An 18,502-nucleotide genomic window follows, 5' to 3' on the forward strand; every position below is an offset into this window, starting at 1 on the left:
GCCCACGGGCCTACCGTTGTCCGGCGCCCCCTCCGTGTCGCCGGTCGTGAAACCGTCACAAAACCGGCGTGCTACAACCGGAGAGGGCCTCTCAGTTGTCAGTGCCGTGCCGTAGAACAGAGGGGCACGGCGAGGTCCGCTCGGCGGACGGGAGGAGGTGGCTCGGGTGAGCATTTCCGAGCCCTTGGACGACCCGTGGGCCGACAGCGGTCCCGGTGATCGTCTGCCCGCCTCCCGTCGCCGCGGTGATGTGGGCCGGGGGCGCGGTGAGCAGCACGAGCGCGGCCGGGACGACGGGGAGTGGGAGAGCGGCGGCACGTCGTTCGAGCGTGTACCGCCGCAGGATCTCGACGCCGAGCAGTCCGTACTGGGCGGCATGCTCCTGTCCAAGGACGCCATCGCCGACGTCGTCGAGGTCATCAAGGGGCACGACTTCTACAAGCCCGCCCACGAAACGATCTTCCAGGCGATCCTCGACGTCTACGCGAAGGGCGAGCCGGCCGACCCCATCACGATCGCCGCCGAGCTGACCAAGCGTGGTGAGATCAACAAGGTCGGTGGAGCGTCGTATCTCCACACCCTCGTCCAGACCGTGCCGACGGCGGCGAACGCCGAGTACTACGCGGAGATCGTGCACGAGCGCGCGGTCCTGCGCCGGCTGGTCGAGGCGGGCACTCGCATCACTCAGATGGGATACGCGGCCGACGACGACGTCGACGAGATCGTCAACCGCGCCCAAGCCGAGATCTACGCGGTCACCGAGCAGCGCACCAGCGAGGACTACCTGCCGCTCGGTGACATCATGGAAGGCGCCCTCGACGAGATCGAGGCGATCGGCTCACGCAGCGGCGAAATGACCGGTGTGCCCACTGGGTTCACCGACCTCGACTCCCTCACCAATGGTCTGCACCCGGGCCAGATGATCGTCATCGCGGCCCGTCCCGCCATGGGTAAGTCCACGCTGGCGCTGGACTTCGCCCGTGCCGCGTCGATCAAGCACAACCTGCCCAGCGTCATCTTCTCCCTCGAAATGGGGCGCAACGAGATCGCGATGCGTCTGCTGTCCGCCGAGGCCCGGGTCGCCCTTCACCACATGCGGTCCGGCACGATGACGGACGAGGACTGGACGCGGCTGGCGCGCCGGATGCCCGAGGTGTCCTCCGCGCCGCTCTACATCGACGACTCCCCGAACCTGTCGATGATGGAGATCCGCGCGAAGTGCCGTCGGCTGAAGCAGCGCAACGACATCAAGCTCGTGATCATCGACTATCTGCAGCTGATGCAGGCCGGTGGATCCAAGCGCTCCGAGAGCCGTCAGCAGGAGGTCTCGGACATGTCCCGTAACCTCAAGCTCCTGGCCAAGGAGCTCGAGGTCCCGGTGATCGCGCTCTCCCAGCTGAACCGTGGCCCCGAGCAGCGCACGGACAAGAAGCCGATGGTGTCCGACCTGCGTGAGTCCGGCTCCATCGAGCAGGACGCCGACATGGTGATCCTGCTGCACCGCGAGGACGCCTACGAGAAGGAGTCGCCGCGTGCCGGCGAGGCGGACATCATCGTGGGCAAGCACCGTAACGGCCCGACGGCCACGATCACCGTCGCCTTCCAGGGGCACTACTCACGCTTCGTGGACATGGCGCAGACCTGATCCGACGTGATGCAGGGGCTCAGATTTCGTGTCCTGATCCCCGCTCGAAATACCCTGGCAAGCCGTGAGACAACGGGAAAGCCCCAGGTCACGACATCGGGATATGACACGAGCCGCGCGAGGGCTTCGGGCCCGATGACCGATGGGTGGAGACCGCGCTGAAGGTCGTGATCGCGCTGGCTGGACGACCGGTTTCCTGGTCGTATGTGGTTACCTTCAGCCAGGTTGGAAGAATGCGAGCATTTTCTGGGCGGCGTCCGGGGAGCTCAGCAATTCGTGGATGTCCGCGGACATCCGGGCGGCAGCGCTGGTGCGCTCGAACATCTCGCGTTCGTATTCTCTGACGGCGGCGGGAAAGTCGTCCGGGTGCGCGGCCAGCGCGAGACCGAGCAGGGCTCCGTCGAGCAGCGCCATGTTGGCGCCCTCTCCCACCGGCGGCATCAGGTGCGCGGCATCGCCGAGCAGCGTGACGCCTGGCGTCGACGGCCAGGTCAGGCCGACCGGGAGAGTGGTGATCGACCGCGGCACCACCGTGTCGTCGCAGGCCGCGATGAGCGCGGTGAACCGTGAGTCCCAGCCGGGGAGCAGGTCGATCAGCCGCGCCCGGGCGGCGGCCGGGTCGTCGAACGGGATCCCGCTGGTAGCGAACCAGTCCTCGGCGGTGTTGTAGAAGCTGAGGCCGACGCGAACGCGGCCGTCGCCGTTGCGCTGCGCCGCCAGGGACAGCCCGTTGCCGAGCACCCAGTAGTTGCCGCGCCCGACCATCGCAGCGAGGTCGGGGTGCGTGCGGTCGATGTCGGGGATGCCGACCTCGACGATGTTCTGGCCGATATGCGCCGGTCGGGCGTCGGTGAGCAGCGGGCGGACCCGGGAATGCGCGCCGTCCGCGCCGACCAGCAGGTCATACGTCGCACTGCTGCCGTCGGCGAAGCGCAGCAGGCCGTTGTCGGCGGATTCGAACGCGTGCCCCCAGCGCACCACGTTTTCGGGGAGGGAATCCAGCAGCAGGTTGCGCAGATCGGCGCGGTCGACCTCGGGTCGCTCGAGCGGGGCGTCGTCGGGCGTGTCCTCCTGGAGCAGCAGGGTGCCGTCCGGCTCGAGAAGACGCATGTCCTGGCCTTCACCACGGGCAATCGCGTGGAACTGGTCGATCAGACCAGCCTCGCGCAGCGCCCGCTGCCCGGAATGGATGTCGAGCATGCCGCCCTGACCGCGCGCACCGCGTGACGATTCACGTTCATATACGACGGAATCTATGCCGTTCACGTGCAGCACACGGGCGAGAGCCAGGCCGCCGAGGCCGGCTCCGACGATGGCAATGGTCATGTGGTCCCCTTCGATACGCCGTATGGCGACGATACAGCGTATCGCCCGATGCGATGTACTGTTAGCGGCATGTTGGTGTGGGAGAGGCCGGAGCCACCGAATCGACCCGTGCCGGCCCCGTTGAGCCGGGAACGGATCGTGCGAGCGGCGATTCAGCTGGCCGACGCGGACGGCCTGGATGCGGTGTCGCTGCGCAAGGTCGCCACCGCGCTGGACGTTCGTCCGATGCGGCTGTACGGCTACATCGCCAGCAAGGAGGAGTTGCTCGACCTGATGGTCGACGCCGCCCACGCCGAGATCCGGCCCGTCGGAGACGGCTGGCGGGAAGTGCTCCGGTCTCTTGCCGAAGCCACTCGGCACGCCGCTCACCAGCACGAATGGCTCGCCGACCTACTGGGTGGCCGACCCCAGCTCGGGCCGCACGCGCTGGCCAGTGGGGAGACCGTGACGGCCGCACTGGGCGACGTCGACGTGGACGCCGTCATGCCCGTGGTCGCCGCAGTCAACGCGTACGTGATCGGCGCGGTACGTCGGGAGATCGCCGAGCGGCGTGCCGAGCGGGCCACCGGGATGGATGAAAAGCGTTGGCAGGCCTCACTGGGGCCCTATCTGGAGCGAAATTTCGCCACTGGCCGGTTCCCCGCGCTGGCCACGGTGGTGCGCGATGCCGCCCACCTGGACGCCGACCAGACCTTCCGGATCGGCCTCGACTTCCTGCTCGACGGCATCGAAGCCCGCATCTCAAGGTGACGCGCGGCCGAAGGACTGGACCGGCCAAAGCACCAGGTCGGCGCTGACGCACCACCGCGCGGCGGGGCGCAGCGCCTCACCGTCGTGACTCAGGCTGGTTCGGGTTGCGGTTCCGGCTGGAGCGCCGGCGCGGCCTTCGGGTCCCACAGCCTGGTGGTCCGTATGTAGCCGTGGATCACTGAGGCCATCGCCAGAAGGAGGACGGGTCCGAACACCCACGGATGTTCGGCCATCTCCATCGGCAGATAGCGATATGACACCAAGAGCGCGGCGAAGACCGTCGTGCCGTAAGCGACCAGCTGGATTCCTGACCGGTCCCAGCCACGTGCGAGTGAGCGCATGGCTGCCTCGATCGTGAGCGCGAAGACCACGCCGGCGATGAGATCCACGCCGTAGTGGTAGCCGAAGCCCAGCGTTGCGCAGAGCGTGGCGATCAGCCAGAAAGCGCCCGCGAACCGCAGCATCCTCGGGCCCTTGCGGGAATGAATGAAGATCACGGTGGCCCACGCCGTGTGCAGGCTGGGCATGCAGTTGCGGGGAGTGATCTCGTCGTACGGCATCGGGTGCGGTGTGCTGATCGGCGGCAGCGTGTGCGGCCACAGGTTGGCTATCGCCCAGTGTCCGCCGCCGGTGCCGAAGGCGCCGGTGCCATAGATGAAGATCGGTCCGACCACCGGGAAGATCATGTAGATGGCCGGCCCGACGAGGCCGATCGCCAGGAAGGTGCGCACCAGGTGATGGCTCGGGAAGCGGCGCTCGGCCGCCACGTTACGCAGCTGGTACAGCGTGACGACGGCCGCGGCCACCGCGATCTGAGCGTAGACGAAGTTGAGGACATGGGCGCCGATCGGACCGGTGGCTTCAACGATCCGGCCTGCCAGCCACGACGGGTCGCCCAGCGCGTGATCGGCGGTCACCACGTACTGGTCGAGCACCGCCGGGCGGGTCTTCGACGTGATGAGCAGCCAGGCATCGCCCGTCTTGCGGCCGGTCACCAGCAGCAGGCCCAGCCCGACGCCCTTCAACAGCAGGACGCGTTCCCGGCCGGCGCGGCGCGTGACCGCGATGACCGCACAGCCCAGAATCACCCACAGTGCGCCGTTGCCGAAGCTCATCTTGGCGTCGACCGCCCACCGCACCAGCAGGAAGACGACATCGATGCCCATCGCGGCTCCGACCGCGATGAACCGTTCCCGCCAGGTGAGCACCACCATCATCAACGCCATACCGGCGTACAGGAGTGGTCCCGATTTGGGGGCGAACATCACCTCTCGCGCCTGATTGGTGATCGGCCCCGGCAGGCCATAGCGACGTGAGGCGATCTCCAGTGCGATGAGGAATCCAAGGGTCGTCACGCCCGCTACGCCCCACAGTATCGCCCGTGGCTGACGCCATGCGGAGGATGCAATTGTGTATTTTATTCGCGAAAACACCCGCGATGCTATGGATATCAATTAATTCGGCCGATTTGATAGGTACTGGTTAAATAGGTTGCTCGTCGTGCTAGATGGCATTGTTTTGTGGTGAAGGGCGGGCGATGAGGGTGATCGTCTTGGGATCGAACATGCTATCGGAGCAGTGCGGCTGGGTTTTGAGATCAGGCGAAATCGGCTCGACGCGGGCCGCGAGGCCGGGTGGACTGGGCCCATGACGACACCTCAGGAAGAGCTGCTCCCCGGCACGCGGCGGGCTCTGCTGCACCAGATCGCCGTGGCCCAGGCCGAAGGGCGAGCACCGTCGCTGGTCGCGGCGGTCGTACGGGACGGGCGGGCCGTGTGGCACGGCGCGCGGACCTCGGTGGACGGGCACGGCCCGGACGAGAACGTGCAGTACCGCATCGGCTCGATCACCAAGACCTTCACCGCCGTCCTGGTGCTGCGGCTGCGCGACGAGGGCGTGCTCGACCTCGGTGACCCGATCGAGAAGCATCTGCCGGGCACCGGCGCGGGGGAAGCCACCATTGCCGAGCTGCTCGCGCACACGGCCGGCCTGGCGGCCGAGTCACCCGAGCCGTGGTGGGAGCGCACCCCCGGGTCGCTGCGACCCGAACTGGCCGACGTACTAGGCGAGCAGCCCTTCCGGCACCCGGTCGGCCGACGGTTCCACTACTCGAACCCCGGCTACACGATTCTCGGTGCTCTGGTCGAGCAGTTGAGGGGTGCTCCCTGGGAAGACGTCCTTAGGCGAGAAGTGCTCGAACCTCTGGGGCTGGATCGAACCAGTGCGCGACCTCGGGCGCCCCACGCCGGTGGTTGGGCGGTGCACCCCTGGGCCGACGCACTGCTGCCGGAGCCGGTACAGGACCTGGGGCGGATGGCGCCGGCCGGTCAACTCTGGTCGACTACTGCTGACTTGGCACGCTTCGCGGCGTTCCTGGTCAAGGGGAACGACCGCGTGCTGAGTGCCGAGTCGCTGGCCGAGATGCGCACGCCGGCCGCGCCGCCCGGGGTCGCGGATGTGGCAGCCGGTTACGCGTACTGCCTGGGGCTGGAGATCCGCCACCAGGAGGGGCGGACTCTTGTCGGTCACACGGGATCATTGCCGGGCTTCCTGGCGAACCTCACGATCAGCGTGGCGGACGACCTGGCGGCGGTCGTGCTCGCCAACTGCACGTCCGGTCCGCTGCTGTCCGCCGTGGGCGCCGACCTCGTTCGCATCGTCGCCGAGGCTGAGCCGCGGATCCCGGCGCCCTGGCGGCCGCTGCGTGAAGTCGAACCGGCCGTGCTGGAGTTGGCGGGGCAGTGGTACTGGGGGACGTCCGGCTTCGGACTGCGGCTGACAGCCGACGGATTGGCCTCTTTGGAGCCGCTGTCGGGCAACGGTCGGCGTTCGCGGTTCCGGTCGAACGGTGACGGTACCTGGACGGGGTTGGAGGGCTACTACGCCGGAGAGCTTCTGCGGCCCGTACGGCGCCCCGACGGCTCCCTGAGCCATCTCGACCTCGGGTCCTTCGTCTTCACGCGTCAGCCGTACGAGGAGGGGGCTCCTGTGCCGGGTGGAGTCGACCCCGAGGGCTGGCGGGGGATCGGCTAGCCAAGAACCAAGAAGCGCCCTGTTTCACGTGAAACAGGGCGCTTCTTGGTGTGACCGCTGTAGCGAGGTCGGCACCCCTCAGAGTTGGAGCTTGAAGCCCACGTGCGAGGCCGTGAAACCGAGCCGCTCGTAGAAACGGTGGGCGTCGGTGCGCGTGTTGTCGGAGGTCAGCTGGATCAACTGGCAGTTCTGCCGCCGGGATTCGTCGACCGCCCACTCGATGAGCTGCGTGCCCAGACCGCTGCCGCGCTCGTCTGCGTGAATGCGTACACCTTCGATGATCGACCTGGTAGCGCCGCGGCGGGACAGCCCGGGGATGACCGTGAGCTGAAGTGTGCCCACGACGCGGCTCTCGCGGACCGCCACGACCAGGTGCTGGTTCGGGTCGGCATGGAGTCGCTCGAGCGCGGTCAGGTACGGAGTGAGGTCGTCGGGTGACTCCCGCTGTGCGCCCAGCGGGTCGTCCGCGAGCATGGCGACGATCGCCGGGATGTCGTCGGGCGTGGCGGCGCGTATGTCAAGATCTCCCATGGCCGCAGCCTATGCGGGCACGTTCAGCGACTCCACGACCCGGACGAGTGGGACCAGATCCGGGACCTTGGCCGCCGCGTCGAGCGCTTCGCGCAGGGCGGCATCGTTCGTGGGCCTGGCCTCGGCCAGCAGCTTGAGACCGGCCTCGGTGACGTTCGTGTAGATGCCGCGCCGGTCGGTGGGGCAGAGGTAACGCTCGAGCAGGCCGCGGTCCTCGAGCCGGGTGACCAGCCGGGTGGTGGCGCTCTGGCTGAGGACGACCGCGTCGGCGACCTGCTTCATCTGCAGATGGCCCCCGTCGCCGTCGTGCTGCCGGCTGAGTACGTCGAGCAAGGAGTACTCGCGCACGCTCAGGTCGTGCCCGGCCTGCAGGGCGCGCTCGATGTGCGCCTCGATCCTCCCGTGCAGGAGAGAGAGGGCGCACCAGCCCTGGGCGAGGGCGGTGAGCGCGGGGTCCGTCGCTGTCATTGGCGTTTCCTCCGTCCCGGAGCAGCTGAACCAAGGATAGAGCAGCGCCGCGACAGTCAGCCTTTGCAAGTAGTCAGCGTCTGCAATTATTGTGGGCGCACACATGGCGCACCTGCAATTGCTTTGGAAGGTACACCCTCATGCCTCTCGCGCTTCTGGCCCTGGCGATCGGGGCCTTCGGGATCGGAACGACCGAGTTCGTGATCATGGGCTTGCTGCCCGAGGTCGCGGGCGACTTCGGGGTCTCCATCCCCACGGCCGGCTTCTTCGTGACGGGCTACGCGCTCGGCGTCATGTTCGGCGCGCCGCTGATGACCGTGCTCGGCACCAAGGTCTCCCGCAAGCGGATGCTGATGCTGCTGATGGGCCTGTTCATCGTCGGCAACTTGCTGTCCGCCGTCGCTCCCGCCTTCGCCGTCATGCTGATCGGCCGCGTGGTCGCCTCACTCGCCCACGGCGCCTTCTTCGGCATCGGCTCCGTCGTCGCGGCCGAACTGGTCGCACCGGACAGGAAGGCCGGTGCCATCTCGATGATGTTCACCGGCCTGACCGTCGCCAATGTGGTCGGCGTACCGCTGGGCACCCTCGTCGGACAGCATGTGGGCTGGCGCGTGACCTTCGGCATCGTCGCCGCCCTCGGCGTCATCGGCCTGGCCGGTGTCGCCAGGCTGGTCCCCGACATAGCCAAGCCGGAGGGCGTGCGCCTGCGCCACGAACTGGCCGCCCTCAAGAACGTCCAGGTCCTGCTCGCCATGGCGATGACCGTGCTCGGCTTCGGCGGTGTCTTCGCGGCCATCACCTACATCACGCCGATGATGACCCATGTCGCCGGCTTCGCAGACGGCTCCGTCACCTGGCTGTTGGTTCTGTTCGGACTCGGCATGGTCGGCGGCAACCTTCTCGGCGGCAGGTTCGCCGACCGCGCCCTGATGCCCATGCTGTACGTCTCGCTGAGCGCCCTGGCAATCGTGCTGGCGCTCTTCACCCTCACCGCCCACAACAAGGTCCTCGCGGCCGTCACGATCGCCCTGATCGGCGCTCTGGGCTTCGCCACCGTCCCGCCGCTGCAGAAGCGCGTCCTCGATCAGGCGCACGGCGCCCCCACGCTGGCCTCCGCCGTGAACATCGGTGCCTTCAACCTGGGCAACGCCCTCGCTGCCTGGCTGGGCGGCCTCGTCATCGCGGCCGGCCTCGGCTACACGGCACCGAACTGGGTCGGCACGGTCCTCGCGGCGGCCGCCTTGGTCCTCGCCGTCCTCTCGGCGGCCCTGGAGCGCCGTGAACGCACACACAGCGCCGTGGTCGCGGGAGCGGCCCCCGCCGAGCAGCGGGCGGCCGTCCACCACTGAGCCCACCCGCTCGGCGCCTCTCCGCAGCAAGGAAACACCGGTCGGAAACATCGGTCCTCGAAAGGGGCCCGGTGTTCTCCGTACTGGGCCTCAGCCCGCCGCCACCGTCAGTGGAGCGAACCGTCGGGTCCAGTCGCCGGGCAGCTCCGTGATCCCGTAGGTCATGACCGCATTGAAGGCGACCGACGCCAGCCCGTGCTCCTTCGCCCATGCCAGCAGTTCCTCGTGCCGTACGTCGATGTCGGTGCGCAGCGGGCGATCGGTGTGGGCGGCGAGGGAGGCGATGAGGGCCTTTGCGGTCTCCGTGTCCCGGGCGATCAGGGGGCCCACGACCTGCGTGTCCATGTTGGGCCAGGCGCCCGCGTACCCGATGAGACGGCCGTTCTCCTCGGCCACGCGCAGCTGGTCGGTGAAGGCGGGCAGCCGCGTGATGATGTGCGTGCGATCCGCGCCGAACACTTCCCCGTCGAGCCGGAGGATCGCGCTGAGATCCTCGGCCGTGGCGGCACGCGTGGCCACCTGCGAGTCCATCCCGCCGGATGTGAAGTGCCCGAGCAGCATCTCCGCCCGGCCGGTCACCTTGAAGCCGAGCTCCTCGTAGAGGGGGCGGCCGTACGGCGTCGCGTGCAACGTCAGAGGTGTGGTGCCCAGCACCGAGACCACCTGGCGCATCAACCGGCGTCCGATGCCTTGGCGGGCATGCCGTTCGGCGACCAGCACCATGCCGATGGCGCCCAGATCGGGACGGTCCGGTGGGCCGTACTCGGTGACGACGCAGGCGCTGACGAGGCCGCCATCGGGGTCGTCGACGCCGTAACCCTTCCCGGCTGTGAGGAGGAAGCCCCACTTGTGCTCTTCGCGAGGCCACCCCCGGTTCTCGGACAAGTCGGCGCAGGCGGTGAGATCGCGGAGCGTCAGACGGCGAATGGGGAGAGCGGGGAGGGAAGGAGTCGGCACGCGGGTCAGGCTGTCTGATGGCCGGCCTCGGCGTCCACCTGTTTGCGGGCCGATGTACGCGCTTTTGGCCATGTCGTGGTCAACCGCACAGGCTGAGGAGAGGGGCTCGGTGTTTCACGTGAAACATGGGCGAACGCCAGACCTCATCGAGGTGCTGACAGTAAGTGCCTTTAGCCTCAGTGTTCATGACGAGACTTCATCTCTTCGACATGGATGGCACCCTGCTGCACGGCACGTCAGCGCCCGTGGAGATCTCGCGGCAACTGGGTCTGGAAGCGGAAACGGTGGCATTGGACCAAGCGATCTCGGCCGGGCTGATCGATCCGCCGCAGTATGCGGCGCAGGTGTATTCCCTGTGGGCAAAGCTCACCGAGGCGCACGTGGTGGCGGCATTCGAAGCGGCTCCTTGGCTGGCCCGTATCCAGGAGGTCTGGGCGGAGATCAGACGGGCGGGGGACTACTGCGCGGTCGTGTCGCTCTCTCCTTCCTTCTTCGTGGAACGCCTCACGGCCTGGGGAGCTCATGCGGCCCACGGTTCACGCTTTCCTGCCGTGCCGTTCACCGAGCCCATGGACCCGGCCGGTGTGCTCAGCGCCGTGGCCAAGGTGCGCATCGCCGATGAGCTGTGCCGGGAGTTCGGGGTGACGCGGGCCGACTGTGTCGCCTACGGCGACTCGCTGTCGGACCTGGATCTCTTCGGTGCGGTGCCGGTTTCCGTCGCGGTGAATGCGGACAGTCGCCTGACCGGGCTCGCGACATACTCCTACATGGGCAAAGATCTGTGGGATGCCTATGAATTGGTGCGTCACGACGGGTAATTGAGGGGCTTGGTGGTTCGCCTCTCGATCAAAACGTGGCGAGGGCAGGGGGGACTTGTGTGCGGAGCCCTGACCGGTAGGGTCGAGTCCGGTTCGTGTCCGGAGCGCGATGCGCCCACTGCGAGCCGGGAGCAAGGCAATGCAGTCTAACGGGACGGAGTGATCGAAGACCCGCGTTTTCGGGTATGCGGCCGGAGCGCCCCCCACGCGGTGGGATGCTGCGGTGAGCACTGCGGCCCTTGTCACACTCTCGCCTTACTTGTCCGTACGGAGCGGGAATACGGGTTCAATGTGGCCGTATCGGCCGCGACACCGAACGGGAAAGCAAGCCGTCTACGGGGGGAAGGCAGGCGCTTCCGAACGTGGAAGTGCGCAGACCGACCGAAAGATGTTCGAGGCGAGGCACACCATGGACGCTCCGACCACCAGGTCGGCCGACAACGGCACGTCCGGCGGCGGAGGCGGTTGGTTCACGCCGCACAAGCAGCCGACCCCCGGCTCCGGGCCCGAAACCGCCGAGGGCGGCCGTCTGGCCGCGATGCGCCCGATGGGCAGGGCCACAGCGGGCGACGACCCGCCGACCGACGCCTCCGCGGAGCCGGTGACGACGGCAGACACCGAACCGTCCGCCTATGCGGACGACACGGAGGCCCCGGCCCCGAGCGACGTCCCCGCACCGCCCGTCACGCGCGCCGGCGGCATACCGCCCGCCCCGGGCACAGGCGGGACGGAACCGGAGCCAACTACAACGTCAGCCCGAACCGCGACCCTCGCGCCGACCGACACTCAGGCCTCCCCAGGCGATCACCGCGTGCCCACGCAGCGGCCCGCTCCCGCCCAGCAGGCCTCCCCGGACGCCATCCTCGTCCGCCGCACCATGGCCGAGGTCGCCTCTGTGGCCGACAAGGTCACGTCGTACTTCTATGCGCTGCTCTTCGTACGCCACCCCGATCTGCGCCCACTCTTCCCGGCTGCGATGGACGCCCAGCGGGACCGGCTGCTCAAGGCCCTGCTCACCGCCGCCGAGTACATCGACAACACCCCCGTCCTCGTCGACTATCTGCAGAACCTCGGCCGGGGCCACCGCAAGTACGGCACCCGCCCCGCGCACTACCCGGCCGTCGGCGAGTGCCTCATCGGCGCCCTCAGCAAGTACGCGGGGTCCGTGTGGGACGCCGAGACCGAGGCCGCCTGGGTCCGGACGTACACGACGATCTCGCAGGTCATGATCGACGCTGCGGCCGCCGACGAACTGCGCGCACCGGCCTGGTGGCAGGCGGAGGTCGTCTCGCACGACCTCAGGACCTCCGACGTCGCGGTGGTCACGGTCCGCCCCGACCAGCCCTACCCCTTCCTCGCGGGTCAGTACGCGAGCCTGGAGACGCCCTGGTGGCCGCGGGTCTGGCGGCACTACTCCTTCGCCTCGGCGCCCCGCTCCGACGGACTGCTCACGTTCCACGTGAAGGCGATCCCGGCCGGCTGGGTCTCCAACGCCCTCGTTCACCGGGCCCGGCCCGGCGACGTCATCCGTCTCGGCCCCCCGGCCGGTTCGATGACCGTGGACCACACCACCGACAACGGCCTCCTCTGTCTGGGCGGCGGCACCGGGATAGCCCCCATCAAGGCCCTCGTCGAAGACGTCGCCGAGCACGGCGAGCGGCGATCGGTCGAGGTCTTCTACGGTGCCCGCAGCGACCACGACCTCTACGACATCGACACGATGCTCAGGCTCAAGCAGTCCCACCCCTGGCTCGAGGTCCGCCCGGTGGTCGACCGGCACGGCCTGCTCCAGCTCCCCGACGCCATACGCACCCACGGCCCCTGGACCGAGTACGACGCCTATGTCTCCGGTCCGCCCGGCATGATCCGCAGCGGGGTGGACGCGCTGCGGGACAGCGGGATACCGCCGGAGCGCATACGGCACGATTCGGTGGAGGAACTCGTCGTCACCCTTGACTGAGCAGTGCGTCAGCCCAGGTCGGGAGCGTGCATGGCCCGTACGCCCTCGATGTTGCCGTCCAGGTAGTGCCGCAGCGACAGGGGCACGAGGTGGACGGTGGCGATGCCCACCCGGGTGAACGGCACCCTGACGATCTCGTACTCTCCGATCGGCTCGTCCACCTCCGGGCCGTGCCGCAGTGCCGGGTCCATGGACTCAAGACGGCAGACGAAGAAGTGCTGTACCTTCACGCCGGTCGCGCCGCCGTCCTCGCCGATGTGCTCGACAGTATCGACGAAGCAGGGCACGACATCGGTGATCTTGGCGCCGAGCTCCTCGTACACCTCGCGGTGCAGGGCGTCGACGACGGTCGTGTCCCCCGGCTCGACCCCACCGCCGGGCGTGAGCCAGTAGGGATCCACACCAGGCTTGGTGCGCTTGATCAAGATCAGGTCATCGCCGTCCAGGAGGACGGCACGGGCGGTGCGCTTGACCACGGGTCGGACGGTCATGGGAGAAATGTGGCCCGGCTGGTTCCACGTGAAACATCGCGAAACGTCACCATGAGAGCTCACCGCGTGACTCCCGAAGCGCGAGGCACCCCACAAGCCGAGGACGGCGCTCAGCACCAGTCGCCTGCAGCCCGCAGCAGCCATTCATGGGCCCGCGCGATGTGCGGCATCGCCAACGTCCCGGTGCGCACCACCAGGAAGTACGTCCGCAGCGGCGGCACCGCCGGATCGTGCAGCGCGACCACGTCCCCGCGTTCGAGAGCGTCCGCACACAGATAGCGGGGCAGCACCGCGAGACCGGCGCCCGCGCTCGCGCAGGCGAGCACGGCCCGCAGGTCGGGAACCACAACAGTGCCCGAGGCGGCCGGGTGGCAGTCGAAGACAGAGGCCCAGTAGCGGGAGACGAAGGGCAGGGACTCGTGAACCTCGACGACGGGGAGATTCTCCAACGTAGGCACGTTCTCGCGGCGCGGCTTTTCGGCACGGATCCGTTCGTTCCAGAGCGGGGCGGCCACCAGCACATGCTCCTCGTCGCACAGCGCGGTCGCCGTGAGCAGCGCACCGCGCGGCCGGGCGGTGCTGATGGCCAGGTCGTGGTGACCGGCGGCCAGCCCCTCCAGGGCCTCCTCGGCGGTTCCGAACGAGGCGCGCAGGGCGAATCCCTGTCCGTCCTCGCCGGCGAGCTCCGTCAGGGCAGGCAACGCCCGTTCGGCGGTGAACTCGGGAGGGCCCGCCAGATGCAGGGTGCGTAGGGAGGACTCGTCGTCGAGGCCGGTCTCGGCGATTTCCACCAGGGCGTCGAGATGGGGCGCGGCCTTGTGGGCGAGCTCGTCCCCGATCGTCGTCGGTGTCACTCCGCGGGCCTGCCTGAGGAACAGGGGACGGCCCAGTTGCCGCTCCAGGGTGCGGATCTGCGAGGTGACGGCCGGCTGGGACAGGCCCAGCAGGGCGGCAGCACGGGTGAAGGAGCCGGCCCGGTGCACCGTGACGAAGGTGCGCAGCAAGGCGAGGTCCATGTACGCCTCCCCTCTAGCGGCCCATCTCCGGCCCCCGGCCGCGCCCAACTATAAATAAGTCGATAGGTCTCTGTCGCTACTGTGATTGGACACTGACACAGAGTCAACTAGCCTAGTTCGCGCGGTTCTTCGCGCGCAGAACCGAGGACGGTCCGAGCCACGAGGGGGGAGGCTCGGACCGTCCGTTGTACGTAACGGGACACCGACCGGGTGGCCGTATTCCGGTCACCGGGCCGACTCCTCCAGCGCGCGCAGTACATCCGCCACGAGATCCTCGGGATCCTCGGCCCCGACCGAGAAGCGGATGAACCCCTCCGGCACCGCGTCCCCGCCCCAGCGACGGCGCCGCTCAGCAGTGGAGCGCACCCCGCCGAAGCTCGTCGCGTCGTCCACGAGCCGCAGCGCCTCCAGAAAACGCTCGGCACGCACGCGCGTGGGCAGCGTGAAGGAGACGACACAGCCGTAGCGCCGCATCTGCTGTGAGGCGATCTTGTGCGAGGGGTCGTCGGACAGCCCCGGGTAGCGCAGTTCGGTCACCTCGGGCCGCTCTCGCAGTGCTTCGGCGAGCGCGAGGGCGGTGGCGTTCTGCCGGTCGACCCGCAGCTGGAGCGTGGCGATGGACCGGTGCGCCAGCCATGCCTCCATCGGCCCCGGAATCGCCCCGACGATCTTTCGCCAGCGCCGTACGGCGGCCATGGTCTCGCCGCCGCGGCCGGTGACGTAGCCCAGGAGGACGTCGCCGTGCCCGGTGAGCTGCTTGGTGCCGCTGGCCACCGAGAAGTCGGCGCCGAGCTCCAGCGGGCGCTGCCCGAGCGGCGTCGCCAGGGTGTTGTCGACCGCCACCAGAGCGCCACGCGCGTGCGCGGCCCCGACGAGTCGCCGGATGTCGCACACGTCGAGCCCGGGGTTGGACGGCGACTCGATCCACAGCAGCCGGGCGCCGTCGAGGACGTCGAGCTGGGCGTCGCCGCCGGTCGGCGCGGTACGCACCTCGATGCCGTACGCCTCCAGCTGAGCGCGGACCAGGGGAAACACCTGGTAGCCGTCGCTGGGCAGGACGACCGCTTCCCCGGCGCGCAGCTGAGAGAAGAGCACCGACGAGATGGCGGCCATGCCGGAGGCGAACACGAGCGTCTCGACGCCGTCCTGCCCCGGCGCCTCCAGTTCGCCGACGGCCCGCTCCAGATGGGTCCAGGTCGGGTTCTCGTCACGACCGTAGGCGTACCCGCCGGTCGGCTCGCCCGGCAGGTGGAAGTGGGCGGCGAACACCGGGCCGGGCAGGGTCGGCTCGTACTTGACCGCTTCGGGCAGCCCGGCACGCACCGCACGTGTGCCCTCACCCGTGCCCGCCGAGCCGACGCCGACCGAGCCGGATCCGGTACCGGCCGAGCCGGTGCCCACGGCGTCGCCCCGCCCGTCCGCAGCCGAATCGTTCATGCAGCCCGTCCCTCCACGTGCTCGCGTACCGCGGCGAGCAGCCCGGTGCTCGCCACTTCCACCATCTCAAGGCACTCCTCGAAGCCGTCCATGCCCCCGTAGTAGGGGTCGGGAACGTCGAGGTCGTCACCCACGCCGAGGTCGTACGAGCGCAGCAGCCGCACCTTGCGCGCGTCCTCCTCGGTGGGGGCCAGGCGCCGCAGTGCCTTGAGATGGCCGGAGTCGAGGGCGATCACGAGGTCGAGGCGGGCGAACCAGGCCGACCGGAACTGCCGGGCGGTGTGCTCGCTGCCGTAGCCGTTGTCCTCGAGGACCGTAACGGTGCGCGGGTCGGCTCCGTCGCCCTCGTGCCAGCCGCCCGTGCCGGCGCTGTCGACCTCGACCAGACCGTCGAGACCGGCCTCCGCCACGCGCGCGCGGAAGACGGACTCGGCAATCGGCGAGCGGCAGATGTTGCCGGTGCAGACGAAGCAGACGCGGTAGGACATCGTGCGGTCAGTCCTCGTCGGGCAGGACGACGTGCAGCGCCCAGGAGACGATGGAGATGATCAGACCGCCCACGACCGCCGTCCAGAAGCCCTCGACGTGGAAGCTCAGGTCCAGCTTGTCGGCCAGCCACGAGGTGAGCATCAGCATCAGCGCGTTGACCACCAGGGTGATCAGTCCGAGCGTCAGGATGAACAACGGGAAGGTCAGCACCTTCACGATCGGCTTGACGAGGAAGTTCACCAGGCCGAAGAGCAGGGCGACGACTATCAGGGTGCCGACCTTCTTGCCCGTGCTGTCACCGGTCAGGGTGATCTTGTCCAGCAGCCACACCGCGACCGCCAGGGCACCTGCGTTGGCGATCGTCTTGACTACGAAATTCTTCATGTGTCTGATCGTGGCAGAAGAGATCGGCTACGAGTGTGGGCGAGTGTGATGAAAGCATTCCGGTTGGATGAACTGGAGGCGGAGAGAGCCGCCAATGACGGCGCCTACCTTCAGTTCCTGCGGGAACGCAACATGTCGGTCGGGCTCTATGCGCTCAACGCCGGCGAGCACGATCCCCAGACCCCGCACAACCAGGACGAGGTGTACTTCGTCGTGAGCGGCCGGGCCGCGATCACCGTGGGTCTGGAGACCACGCAGGTGGCACGCGGCAGCGTGGTGTACGTACCGGCAGGCGTCGCCCACAAGTTCCATCACATCAGCGAGGACCTGCGGGTCATGGTGGTGTTCTCTCCGCCTGAGGCCTGACCCCGCGTCTCGGGGTTCCCTAGGGGGTCGGTCAGGGGAGGACAAGGGGTGCCGGGCCCCCGCCGACACCCCTCGCGGACCTAGCATCGGTCGCAGGACATCGGAACATCCGGCACCGAACGTGCCGGGCGCCACAGAGATGAGGACGAGGGCGATGCGAGAGATCTTCGCGGGACTGCCGTGGTGGGTGAAGTGGATCGCGGTGCCGGTCATCGCCCTGGTCGTGTTCGGCGGGCTGATAGCCAGCGTCGTCGGCTTCGTGATCGGCCTGCTCTTCAAGGTGCTGGTCTTCGTGGCCCTGGTCGGCGGACTGATCTACGTGGTGCGGAAGTTCACGTCGAGCTCGTCGTCACGCAGCGACTGGTGAGGCGTACGGGAAACCGGTGACCGGTAACGGGAATCATTGGTTCCCTCGGGCGAGGGAAGTTTTCCGGACAGCCCGTCTGCACGCGGTGGCGGAGGGTTAGAGTCCGGAACTCGACGCGGGGACGACCCCGCGGGCGGCGTACACGCACCACCCGTGCTCTTCGTACGGGCTGCTGCCCCCTCGCGCTTCGGGAGTGACCCTTGGCCACGGTAGACACCGCACCCTCACAACTCCACCCACCTCACGGGCAACCGCGCTCCTCCGCGCCCCCGGTGCAGCGCCGGACCGCCACGGCACCCGGCGAGCCGACCCACTCCGCGGCCACCCTGATCGGATCCGTCCAGCGGGCGATGCGGCTCCTGGAGTCCGTCGCGGGGCACCAGCACGGAGCTCCCGCCAAACAACTGGCGCGCGAGACCGGTCTCGCGCTCCCGACGGCCTACCACCTGCTGCGCACCCTTGTGCACGAGGGCTATCTGCGTCGTGAGAAGGGGCTGTTCTTCCTCGGCGAGGCGGCCGAGCGGTTGAGCAGCAGCGGGGCGGCGCAGAAACGTCGCAGCACGGTCACCGACGCGCTCGCGCGCTGGCGTGATTCGCTCGGTGTGCCCGTGTACTACGCGGTGTACCGCCAGGGCGAGATCGAGGTCATGTGCGTCTCCGACACCACGGCCAATCCGGCGGTGGAGGAGTGGGCCGACTTCCGCGAAACCGGTCATGCGCACGCCGTCGGGCAGTGCCTCCTCTCCCAACTCGACGAGGACGCCCGCCGTGACCACCTCGACCGCTACCCGGTGACCTCCCTCACTCCGTACACGGTGCGTGACGGCCACGCCCTGTTGCGCCGCTTGGAGCGCACACGACGGATGGAACCCGTGGTCGAGCGACAGGAGTACGCCCTGGGGACGGTGTGTGCCGCGATCCCGATCACGCTGGGCAACACTGCGGCCACGGTGGCCATCTCCCTGCCCTCCCACCAGGCCGACCGGCTGCTCCCCGTGGTGCACCGTCTCCAGGACGAGATGGGACAGCTCCTGGGGTCGCTCGCACTCTCTATCAGTATCTGAAAACTCACTCCTTGTGATCTCCCGTGTACGTTCAGCAAGATGCCACCAAGT

At 68.5% G+C, this 18,502-nt stretch carries 19 protein-coding genes; 9 read left to right on the forward strand and 10 right to left on the reverse strand.

Annotated elements, in window-relative coordinates; all coding sequences use genetic code 11:
* Positions 1 to 166 precede the first annotated feature (166 nt).
* Positions 167 to 1,645, forward strand: coding sequence for a replicative DNA helicase (gene dnaB / locus AC067M_RS21980; protein WP_133928005.1), 1,479 nt, complete (start codon positions 167 to 169; stop codon positions 1,643 to 1,645).
* 216 nt (positions 1,646 to 1,861) lie between these two features.
* Here dnaB and AC067M_RS21985 read toward each other — a convergent pair whose 3' ends face one another.
* The gene (locus AC067M_RS21985) at positions 1,862 to 2,971 is read right to left on the reverse strand and encodes an FAD-dependent oxidoreductase (protein ID WP_478698692.1); all 1,110 of its coding nucleotides are present in this window, start codon (positions 2,969 to 2,971) and stop codon (positions 1,862 to 1,864) included.
* Positions 2,972 to 3,040: 69 nt separating this feature from the next.
* Here AC067M_RS21985 and AC067M_RS21990 point away from each other — a divergent pair, with 69 nt between their 5' ends.
* Positions 3,041 to 3,721, forward strand: a complete 681-nt coding sequence (locus AC067M_RS21990) for a TetR/AcrR family transcriptional regulator (protein WP_478698693.1) — start codon at positions 3,041 to 3,043, stop codon at positions 3,719 to 3,721.
* Positions 3,722 to 3,810: 89 nt separating this feature from the next.
* Here the strand turns inward: AC067M_RS21990 and AC067M_RS21995 are convergent, their stop codons facing one another.
* The gene (locus AC067M_RS21995) at positions 3,811 to 5,154 is read right to left on the reverse strand and encodes a phosphatase PAP2 family protein (RefSeq protein WP_478698694.1); all 1,344 of its coding nucleotides are present in this window, start codon (positions 5,152 to 5,154) and stop codon (positions 3,811 to 3,813) included.
* Positions 5,155 to 5,368: 214 nt separating this feature from the next.
* Between AC067M_RS21995 and AC067M_RS22000 the strand changes: the two genes are divergently transcribed.
* A complete protein-coding gene (locus AC067M_RS22000) occupies positions 5,369 to 6,754 on the forward strand; it encodes a serine hydrolase domain-containing protein (protein WP_478698695.1) in 1,386 nt (461 codons plus the stop codon).
* 78 nt (positions 6,755 to 6,832) lie between these two features.
* Here AC067M_RS22000 and AC067M_RS22005 read toward each other — a convergent pair whose 3' ends face one another.
* Both AC067M_RS22005 and AC067M_RS22010 read right to left on the reverse strand, forming a co-directional pair.
* The gene (locus AC067M_RS22005) at positions 6,833 to 7,285 is read right to left on the reverse strand and encodes an N-acetyltransferase family protein (RefSeq protein WP_478698696.1); all 453 of its coding nucleotides are present in this window, start codon (positions 7,283 to 7,285) and stop codon (positions 6,833 to 6,835) included.
* 9 nt (positions 7,286 to 7,294) lie between these two features.
* Positions 7,295 to 7,753 (reverse strand): MarR family winged helix-turn-helix transcriptional regulator, encoded by a 459-nt coding sequence (locus AC067M_RS22010; RefSeq protein WP_478698697.1) that lies wholly within the window; start codon positions 7,751 to 7,753, stop codon positions 7,295 to 7,297.
* A gap of 140 nt (positions 7,754 to 7,893) precedes the next feature.
* On the opposite strand from AC067M_RS22010, the gene AC067M_RS22015 reads away from it, so the two are divergent.
* Positions 7,894 to 9,102, forward strand: coding sequence for an MFS transporter (locus AC067M_RS22015; protein WP_478698698.1), 1,209 nt, complete (start codon positions 7,894 to 7,896; stop codon positions 9,100 to 9,102).
* A gap of 90 nt (positions 9,103 to 9,192) precedes the next feature.
* Here the strand turns inward: AC067M_RS22015 and AC067M_RS22020 are convergent, their stop codons facing one another.
* Positions 9,193 to 10,059 (reverse strand): GNAT family N-acetyltransferase, encoded by an 867-nt coding sequence (locus AC067M_RS22020; protein WP_478698699.1) that lies wholly within the window; start codon positions 10,057 to 10,059, stop codon positions 9,193 to 9,195.
* Between the two features lie 185 nt (positions 10,060 to 10,244).
* Between AC067M_RS22020 and AC067M_RS22025 the strand changes: the two genes are divergently transcribed.
* Positions 10,245 to 10,877, forward strand: coding sequence for an HAD family hydrolase (locus AC067M_RS22025; protein ID WP_478698700.1), 633 nt, complete (start codon positions 10,245 to 10,247; stop codon positions 10,875 to 10,877).
* Positions 10,878 to 11,286: 409 nt separating this feature from the next.
* Positions 11,287 to 12,837 (forward strand): globin domain-containing protein, encoded by a 1,551-nt coding sequence (locus AC067M_RS22030; RefSeq protein ID WP_478698701.1) that lies wholly within the window; start codon positions 11,287 to 11,289, stop codon positions 12,835 to 12,837.
* An 8-nt stretch (positions 12,838 to 12,845) separates the two neighbouring features.
* On the opposite strand, the gene AC067M_RS22035 is transcribed toward AC067M_RS22030, so the two are convergent.
* From AC067M_RS22035 to AC067M_RS22055, 5 genes are all read right to left on the reverse strand, one after another.
* On the reverse strand, positions 12,846 to 13,328 hold the full coding sequence (locus AC067M_RS22035; RefSeq protein ID WP_478698702.1) for an NUDIX domain-containing protein: 483 nt from the start codon (positions 13,326 to 13,328) through the stop codon (positions 12,846 to 12,848).
* Positions 13,329 to 13,438: 110 nt separating this feature from the next.
* Positions 13,439 to 14,344, reverse strand: coding sequence for a LysR family transcriptional regulator (locus AC067M_RS22040; protein WP_478698703.1), 906 nt, complete (start codon positions 14,342 to 14,344; stop codon positions 13,439 to 13,441).
* A gap of 225 nt (positions 14,345 to 14,569) precedes the next feature.
* Positions 14,570 to 15,781 (reverse strand): cystathionine gamma-lyase, encoded by a 1,212-nt coding sequence (locus AC067M_RS22045; RefSeq protein ID WP_478698704.1) that lies wholly within the window; start codon positions 15,779 to 15,781, stop codon positions 14,570 to 14,572.
* On the reverse strand, positions 15,778 to 16,269 hold the full coding sequence (locus tag AC067M_RS22050) for a low molecular weight protein-tyrosine-phosphatase (protein WP_478698705.1): 492 nt from the start codon (positions 16,267 to 16,269) through the stop codon (positions 15,778 to 15,780). Before AC067M_RS22050 ends, AC067M_RS22045 begins: the two co-directional genes overlap by 4 nt.
* A 7-nt stretch (positions 16,270 to 16,276) precedes the next feature.
* Positions 16,277 to 16,654 carry a phage holin family protein gene (locus AC067M_RS22055; RefSeq protein ID WP_478698706.1) on the reverse strand — a complete coding sequence of 126 codons (378 nt, stop codon included), beginning with the start codon at positions 16,652 to 16,654 and terminating at the stop codon, positions 16,277 to 16,279.
* A gap of 48 nt (positions 16,655 to 16,702) precedes the next feature.
* Here AC067M_RS22055 and AC067M_RS22060 point away from each other — a divergent pair, with 48 nt between their 5' ends.
* The 3 genes from AC067M_RS22060 (at position 16,703) to AC067M_RS22070 (ending at position 18,451) form a co-directional block, all read left to right on the forward strand.
* Positions 16,703 to 17,020, forward strand: coding sequence for a cupin domain-containing protein (locus AC067M_RS22060; RefSeq protein WP_478698707.1), 318 nt, complete (start codon positions 16,703 to 16,705; stop codon positions 17,018 to 17,020).
* A 154-nt stretch (positions 17,021 to 17,174) separates the two neighbouring features.
* Positions 17,175 to 17,387 (forward strand): DUF5326 family protein, encoded by a 213-nt coding sequence (locus AC067M_RS22065; RefSeq protein ID WP_030048440.1) that lies wholly within the window; start codon positions 17,175 to 17,177, stop codon positions 17,385 to 17,387.
* Positions 17,388 to 17,713: 326 nt separating this feature from the next.
* Entirely contained in the window at positions 17,714 to 18,451 is a 738-nt protein-coding gene (locus tag AC067M_RS22070) for an IclR family transcriptional regulator (RefSeq protein ID WP_478698756.1), read from the forward strand.
* Positions 18,452 to 18,502 lie beyond the last annotated feature (51 nt).

Source organism: Streptomyces sp. NPDC043427, from assembly GCF_056436655.1.